This window comes from Robinsoniella sp., from assembly GCF_034124845.1.
On record NZ_JAWYAJ010000132.1, the window covers coordinates 1 to 8,261 of the forward strand.

General features: G+C 33.3%; 6 protein-coding genes and 1 pseudogene. All 7 read left to right on the forward strand.

Annotated features, from left to right (window positions below):
• A partial coding sequence (locus tag ACH2DQ_RS06375) for a hypothetical protein (protein WP_395026021.1) occupies positions 1-781 on the forward strand: 781 nt, incomplete at its 5' end.
• 14 nt (positions 782-795) lie between these two features.
• Positions 796-2,259 (forward strand): lipopolysaccharide biosynthesis protein, encoded by a 1,464-nt coding sequence (locus ACH2DQ_RS06380; RefSeq protein ID WP_394913520.1) that lies wholly within the window; start codon positions 796-798, stop codon positions 2,257-2,259.
• A gap of 89 nt (positions 2,260-2,348) precedes the next feature.
• On the forward strand, positions 2,349-3,461 hold the full coding sequence (locus tag ACH2DQ_RS06385; protein WP_394913519.1) for a DegT/DnrJ/EryC1/StrS family aminotransferase: 1,113 nt from the start codon (positions 2,349-2,351) through the stop codon (positions 3,459-3,461).
• A 45-nt stretch (positions 3,462-3,506) separates the two neighbouring features.
• On the forward strand, positions 3,507-4,154 hold the full coding sequence (locus ACH2DQ_RS06390; protein ID WP_394913518.1) for an acetyltransferase: 648 nt from the start codon (positions 3,507-3,509) through the stop codon (positions 4,152-4,154).
• Between the two features lie 102 nt (positions 4,155-4,256).
• Positions 4,257-5,300, forward strand: a complete 1,044-nt coding sequence (locus ACH2DQ_RS06395; RefSeq protein WP_394913517.1) for a mannose-1-phosphate guanylyltransferase — start codon at positions 4,257-4,259, stop codon at positions 5,298-5,300.
• A gap of 341 nt (positions 5,301-5,641) precedes the next feature.
• Positions 5,642-7,972, forward strand: a complete 2,331-nt coding sequence (locus tag ACH2DQ_RS06400) for a type I phosphomannose isomerase catalytic subunit (RefSeq protein ID WP_394913516.1) — start codon at positions 5,642-5,644, stop codon at positions 7,970-7,972.
• 33 nt (positions 7,973-8,005) lie between these two features.
• A pseudogene (locus tag ACH2DQ_RS06405) lies at positions 8,006-8,261 on the forward strand (phospho-sugar mutase); the annotation flags it as partial.

Genomic DNA, 8,261 nt, shown 5'->3' on the forward strand with positions numbered 1-8,261 from the left:
AAAGATGAATTCTGAATTTTTGTTCATGAATGCCAGGGGAAAATATATTGCTATGTGCGAGGGAGATGATTATTGGACAGATGATCGTAAATTGCAAAAGCAGTATGAGATATTAGAGCGTCATCAGGATTGTTCTGTATCAACGCATATTGTGTCATGGATTAAAGAAGACGGTTCGACCTTAGACAAAATATTTCCCCCCAATATTATCAGACCAGGGATAGTTACCCCAGAAGATTATATGCAGTCAGAAGCAGGCAATATTGAGTGGACATTTCAAACCAGCAGTTATTTCTTTAGGACAAGAGACATCTGGGGGCTCTGTGAAACCAGACCGGACTTTTTAATAAATTCAATAGTAGAAGATTTGCCAATTATGCTTTATTTGATAACAAAAGGTAATATCTATTATTTACCCGAGAATATGTCCTGTTATCGATTGGGCAGCAGCTCCAGTGTAACGAAAACAACGGTTAAACAAAAAGAAAAAGTATGCGATTATTATAAAAATCAAATTGAATGTATGAAGGAATACAACGAATATACACAGAGTCGATTTGATAAATATATTGATAAATATATTAGACATTATGAATATACAATATTACTTTTGCAAAGAGATTTTAGGAAGATGATGCAAGAGAGGTATAGCGATAATTGGAATCAGCTAAGTATATATAGAAAAGTGTACTATAGAATATTAAGATATTGTCCGGGATTTCATTATATTGGTGATATTTATAATTTAAGTAAAACGAAATCACATCATAGAGAGACTTAAATAAAGGTGGATATATGGGAGAACATGTTTCTAAAATTAAGAGTAAAGTTTTTTCAGGACTTTTTTGGAAGTTTTCTGAACGTATTATTGCTCAATTAGTAACTTTTATTGTTTCGGTTGTATTGGCTCGCTTACTGGCCCCCACAGATTATGGTTCAATTGCATTAATTACTGTGTTTATAACAATTGCGGACGTGTTTGTAACAAATGGATTTGGTAGTGCATTAATTCAGAAAAAAACAGCAGATAACATTGATTTTTCGACTGTATTTTATTTCAATATAGTTTTTTCTATTTGTTTATATATTATACTATTTATATCAGCACCTCATATAGCAAATTTTTATGATAATGAGATTCTATGTAATGCAGTTCGGGTTTTAAGTATAAGAATACCGATTGCAGCTATTAATTCAGTTCAGCAAGCTTATGTGTCAAGAAACATGTTATTTAAACGGTTTTTCTGGTCAACCTTTTTTGGGACAATTACTTCCGGGGTAGTAGGGATGGTTTTAGCATATAATGGGTTTGGCATATGGGCATTAGTTGCACAATACTTAACAAATACCATTATCGATACTATTGTATTGTGGTTTACTGTTAAATGGCGCCCGATACTTTCATTTTCATTATCCAGGCTTAAGGGACTATTTAAATATGGATGGAAATTATTGTGTTCCGGCTTGTTAGATACCGGTTACAATCAGTTAAGAAGTTTGGTTATTGGTAAAGTATATTCTTCACAGGATCTGGCGTATTATAACAAAGGTGATCAGTTGCCAAATTTACTGGTTGTAAATATCAATTCGTCTATTAGCAGTGTATTATTTCCGGCAATTTCCATGTATCAGGATGATAAAAACAAAGTAAAGGATATGACGAGACGTGCTATAAAAATTAGTTCTTATGTGATGTGGCCTCTGATGATTGGTTTAGCGGTAATAGCTAAACCACTTATCACTATACTTCTAACAGATAAGTGGGTATCTTGTGTACCGTATCTTCAAATAGCTTGTCTGTCTTATGCATTTTGGCCAATCCACACAGCTAACTTAGAAGCGATGAAAGCGGTGGGACGCAGTGATCTTTTTTTAAAGTTGGAATTGGTAAAGAAGACAATTGGTATTGTAGTGATTCTATGTGTAATGAAATGGGGAGTAATATCAATTGCGTTAAGTGCCTTGTTTATTTCGCTTATAAGTAGTATTATTAACGCATATCCAAATAAAGGATTACTGAAATATGGTTATTTAGAACAGGTAAAAGATATTTTGCCATCCGTGTTGCTGTCTATATTTATGGGGATAGCAATTATTCCTATTGGTTTTTTTATAGGTAATAATTGGATCTTGTTGATTTTACAAATTTTAGTTGGTATTTTAATATACCTTATAGGTTCTATAATTTTTAAATTTGAAAGCTTTATATATTTAAAAGGAATCGTGTTAGAGTTAATAGGGCATGTTAAAAAAGGTTGACCAGAGTATTAAATAGTCGGGAGTTATTAAATATAGTTCAGACACGATAAATGGCAAAAGTACAGAAAGGTCATTATTAGGTGATTAGGATGAAAGATAAAATTTTAGTAGCAAATTCTTCTATGCCGGGATTTGAAGAATATATGGAGGAAATCAGACCACTTTGGGATACCCATTGGTTAACGAATATGGGGGCGATTCACCAAAAACTTGAAAAGCAATTGGTAGAGTATTTGGATGTAGACCATATATCTTTATTTTCTAATGGCCATATGGCCTTGGAATTAGCAATACAGGCATTTAATTTGTCGGGAGAAGTCATAACAACACCATTTACTTTCGCATCCACAACACATGCAATTGTACGGAATGGATTAACACCAGTTTTTTGTGATATTAACAAAGGGGACTTTACCATTGATATCAGTAAAATTGAATCTTTGATTACGGATAAAACGACAGCCATTGTACCGGTTCATGTATATGGAAATATATGCAATATTGAAGAGATAGAACGAATTGCAAAAAAATATGATTTAAAAGTAATTTATGATGCAGCACATGCATTTGGAATACAATATAAAGGCAGAGGGATTGGCTCATATGGAGATGCGTCGATGTTTAGTTTCCATGCAACAAAAGTCTTTAATACAATTGAAGGTGGAGCTATTTGCTTTGGGGATAACCAACTTGAAGGTAAATTATACCGATTGAAAAATTTTGGAATACGTGATGAAGTTACAGTAGATGGAGTAGGGGCAAATGCAAAAATGAATGAGTTCCAGGCTGCAATGGGAGTATGTAATTTACGTCATGTGGAAGATGAGATTGAAAAAAGAAAGAAAGTAGTAAATAGATATAAAGAGAGACTCCAAAATGTAAAAGGTTTATATTTGTCAATGGATCAAGAAAATGTGAAATCTAATTATGCTTATTTCCCGGTAGTATTTGACGAAATTGATTTTGGTGCTACACGTAATGAGGTTTGTGACAGATTAAAAGAAGACAATATTTATGCCAGGAAATATTTTTATCCTTTAACAAATACTTTTGAATGTTTTAACGGATTATATAATGTGGAAGAGACACCAATAGCTTTACATATTTCTAAGCGTATATTAACGTTACCTTTATTTGCAGACCTTACCTTAGATAATGTTGATAGAATATGTGATATTGTTTTAAGCTTGAGGAAAATATAATGATAGCTCACTGTATATTAGAATGAGGAAGAGAGTAGTAAGTAAATGAAAAAGGATCTTGTGATTTTTGGAGCAGGCGGATTGGGAAGAGAAATATTGTTTCAAATGCAGGTTAACAAAGAATTTTTAAAAGAGTATAATATACTCGGGTTTGTTGATGATACACCAGATTTGCTTGATAAAGTTGTAAATGGATTGAAAGTTATTGGAGACTCAAAGTGGTTAGAGCAGTATCCAACAGCAATTAATGCAGTTATTTGTCTGGGCAATGCAAAACATAGAAAGTCGGTTGCTGAAAGATTGTCCCAAAATAAAAACATTGATTTTCCGACATTTATTGCAGATGATGTTCGGTTATCTGAAGAAGTTTCCTTTGGAAAAGGCTGTATATTTTGTTTTTCATGCATTATTACTGTAAATATTAGCATTGGGGATTTTGCAGTTTTTAATTCGGACTGTACAATTGGTCATGATTCCACAATAGGGGACTATGTTACTCTTTATCCAAGCGTAAATATTTCGGGAAATGTGAAAATAGGAGATTGCAGTGAAATAGGAGTTGGCTCTAATATTATACAGTGTAAAAATATTGGAGATGAAGTAATCATTGGTGCAGGTTCCGTGGTGATCACTGATATCCCAGCAAAAAGTACAGCAGTTGGCGTACCAGCCAAACCTATTAAATTTCACTAAAACGACTGAAATGAGTGTGTTACAATAAATAGCTTGACCACACACTTCATAGATATTATCAAGAAAGGTAAGGGATAAAATATGAATATATATGGGGTAATTATGGCAGGAGGCGGAGGTACTCGTTTTTGGCCTGCCAGCAGACAGAAAACACCGAAACAGCTTTTAAATCTAACAGGCAATGATCTTATGATTAATGAGACAATAAAACGTGTTAGTAAAGTAGTAGATGAAAATAAAATATTTATCGTTACGAATTCTGCGCAAGCTGATAAAATGTGTGAAGTAACCCCAGAGTTTATTGGGGCAGGTCATATCTTATCGGAACCATCAGCAAGAAATACATCTGCATGTATTGGTTATGCAGCAATAGAAATCATGAAAAAGTATGGTGATGGGGTTATGTGTATATTTCCTGCAGATCATTATATCAAGGATGAGGAATCATTTGTTAAAATATTTAATGAAGCGATAAGAACAGCAATGGCATCAGAGAAACTTGTCACTATAGGAATTACGCCATCCTTTCCATCCACAGGTTATGGATATATTAAGTATAATAAATCGAATGATATGGTAAAAGAAGTTATTGAATTTGTGGAAAAACCAGATCTGGATACTGCTAAGAAATACATAGATTCAGGTGAATATGCATGGAATAGCGGTATGTTTATATGGAAAGCATCCACAATACTTGATAACTTCAAAAGATATTTGCCAGATATTTATAATTGCTTAGATCAAATTTCTGATTCCATAGGAACAGAGGATGAAAAAGCAGTTATCGAACGCATTTATCCGTCAATTCCAAGTGTTTCAATTGACTATGGTATTATGGAAAAATCTTCGGATGTAGTAGTATTAACAGGTGAGTTTGGGTGGAACGATGTTGGTAGCTGGGATACTATGGATGCATTATTCAAATCTGATCATAATGGTAACATTATATGTGGTGATCAGATAAATATTGATACCGAGAACTGTATATCTGTTTCGAATGGCAGGCTAATCGCTACTATAGGTGTTGAGAATTTAATTATTGTTGAGACAGATGATGCATTATTGGTCTGCTCAAGAAATAAAGCACAAAATGTAAAAGAAGTAGTTGATTTACTAAAAGAAAAAGGTGAAAGTAGATATTTGTAAGGTTACCATGTATCCACTTACTATATACTATTTTATCGGAGCTTATTTGAAAGAGTATGATTTGAGAGTAAGTCTTAAAAGTAATATATTATTTATTTTACTTTCTGTTATAGTAGATAATCTATATGAGCAAATCATAAAAGATTAATAACGATAGTCATTGGACACAGGTATTATCGTTGTTAATGTACGCATGATTTGCTTTTTGTATTACAACAGATGACAAAATATTTAGTACTGTCAATATCATTACCGTTCGGATGGAGTACTAGCTTTTGTAGACTTTTTATGGTTAGTATGATAAAATAGCAATAGTTTTCAATGAGAGGAGAAACCTGATTATGAAGTGCATTGTACTGGCTGGTGGAAAAGGAAACAGTCTTTGGCCACTTTCAAGAGAAAATTATCCGAAGCAATTTATGCAGATTAAGGAGAATCGATCTATCTTTCAGGAAACAATCGCAAGAAATATGCCTTTTTGTGAAGAATATATAATTGTAACAAATTATAATTATCATTTTATCGTGGAAGGGCAAATGAAGGCTTTTCAAGGGTTAAAATATAGATGCATATTTGAAGAAGAAGGGCGTAAAACAGCACCTGCAATAGCGATTGCTTGTTTTTGCAGTAATCCATCGGATTTAGTGTATGTAGTATCTTCAGATCATATTATAGAAGGCAGTACTTATAAAGATACAATAATAGCAGCAGAAAAGCTTGCCCGTAAAGGAGCACTGGTTACTTTTGGGTTAAAAGCAGTGTCTCCGCATACAGGTTATGGATATATACGATATTCAGGTGAAAAGGTTTGCTCTTTTCATGAGAAACCGGATTATTTAACAGCAGTAAATTATATAAATTCAGGGGACTATTATTGGAATAGTGGCAATTTTCTTTTTGTTGCAGGGGATTTTTTACATGAATTGCTATTAGAGGCTCCACAGATCTATGAGGCTTGCCATAAATTAATACTTAAAAAGAGCCTCAGTAAAAAAGAAATAATATTGTCTTATGAGGAAATGAGGTCTATCCCTGCAGTCAGTGTAGAAAACGCAGTCTTTGAGCGGTCAAAGAATGTAAAAGTAGTGAAATCGGATTATTATTGGCAGGATATAAGTGATATTGCGGTATTGGCATCTTATATGTCAGCAAAGAATGAAGAGCGGATAATTGAAGAAGACTGTAAAGATGTGATGGTGATTAATCATACAGATAAAAAACTGGTGGTTGTTAATAATCTGGAAGATACGATAGTTGTAAATACAGATGATGTAACCTACGTTACATCAAAATATAAAACAGATCACATTAAAGAAATCATTAAGAAGAATCAAAAAATATATAATAATTATTTTGAAAATAATACTGTAATATATAATGCCTGGGGAACCGTAGAAATATTAAACCAAACCGAACATTATAAAGTAAAGAAGGTTACCTTGTTCCCCGGAAAAGCAACGACTTATCACCGGCACGAGCACAGAAGTGAACAATGGTCTGTGGTAGAAGGTGTAGCGACAATTACTTTGGATAAATCAACAAAGGATTATCATATTAATGAAAATGTTTTTTTTCCTAGCGGAACGCCACATATGTTGTCAAACAATACGAGTGATAATGTAGTAATTATTGAAGTAGCAACCGGAAAACTTATGGCTGACAAAGATATGGAGTATATCAGTGAGGGTACAGCACAAAGTGTGGTGAAAGAAGCAATTGTTAAGTGTGAGCCAACTTTTAAAGATTATTTGTGGGGGGGAAGAAAACTAAGGGATGTATATGGTAAGAATTGTGAGTATGATATTATTGCGGAAAGCTGGGAATTGTCATCACATGGAGATGGACAAAGTTCAATAGCTGAAGGTAAATATAAAGGAATGCTTTTTGACGAGTATTTAAAAGTTATTGGATCTGAAGCCTTGGGGTGGAAATGCAAAGCATTTGAAAGATTTCCGATTTTAATAAAATTTATTGATGCAAAGCAGCAGTTATCCATACAAGTACATCCGGATGATTCCTATGCACTCAGGGAAGAATATGAGTACGGGAAAAATGAGATGTGGTATATAATGGATTGCGAAGAAGGTGCATTTATTTATTTTGGTGTCAATAAAAATGTCAGTAAGCAAGAGTTGAAAAAGAGAATAGAAAATAATACAGTTCTTGAAATTCTTAATAAGGTTGAGGTAAAAAAGGGAGACACATTTTTCGTTAATGCAGGAACTATTCATGCCATTGGTGCAGGGATTTTATTATGTGAAATACAGCAAAATTCAAATTGCACGTATCGACTATATGATTATGGAAGAACAGATAAATATGGCAGGTTAAGAGAACTGCATATAGATAAAGCACTGGAAGTTTCAACTTTAGATTATGACTGCAATTTACAAAAAATGGATTATCAAATAACAAATGGAATGGGGTATCAGGAACAACAGCTTGGTCAGTGCAAATATTTTGTCAGTATAAAATATTTGGTAGATAAATCGGTGGTTTTTCAAGTTGATGACACTTCTTTTGTGACTGTTGTTATAATCAAAGGTAATGGAGAGATATTAACGCAAGGAATTACATTAAAATTTAAGGCGGGAGATACATTCTTTATCCATGCAGGTAAAAAAAGTGTGTGTGTTGAAGGGAAATGTGAATTTATCTTAACACATGTTTAAATTATATAAAGTTAGTAAAAAAGGAGATTATCTATGGGATTCACAAACGCATATGAATATTGGTTAGAAGACAATTATTTTGATGACGAAACCAAGATAGAATTAAAAGCTTTAGCCGGTAATGAGGATGAAATCAAGGAACGATTTTATAAAGATCTTGAATTTGGAACAGGTGGATTGCGTGGCATAATTGGAGCCGGGACAAATCGAATGAACATTTATACTGTTCGAAAAGCCACACAAGGTCTGGCGAACTATATATTACTTCATAAAGGACAAAAAAGAGGGG

What these genes read in the sequence shown, in the direction of transcription:
- ACH2DQ_RS06380 (WP_394913520.1), top strand. Translation starts at nt 796, where the DNA reads ATGGGAGAACATGTTTCTAAAATTAAGAGTAAAGTTTTTTCAGGACTT.
- ACH2DQ_RS06390 (WP_394913518.1), top strand. Translation starts at nt 3,507, where the DNA reads ATGAAAAAGGATCTTGTGATTTTTGGAGCAGGCGGATTGGGAAGAGAA.
- ACH2DQ_RS06400 (WP_394913516.1), top strand. Translation starts at nt 5,642, where the DNA reads ATGAAGTGCATTGTACTGGCTGGTGGAAAAGGAAACAGTCTTTGGCCA.
- ACH2DQ_RS06385 (WP_394913519.1), top strand. Translation starts at nt 2,349, where the DNA reads ATGAAAGATAAAATTTTAGTAGCAAATTCTTCTATGCCGGGATTTGAA.
- ACH2DQ_RS06395 (WP_394913517.1), top strand. Translation starts at nt 4,257, where the DNA reads ATGGCAGGAGGCGGAGGTACTCGTTTTTGGCCTGCCAGCAGACAGAAA.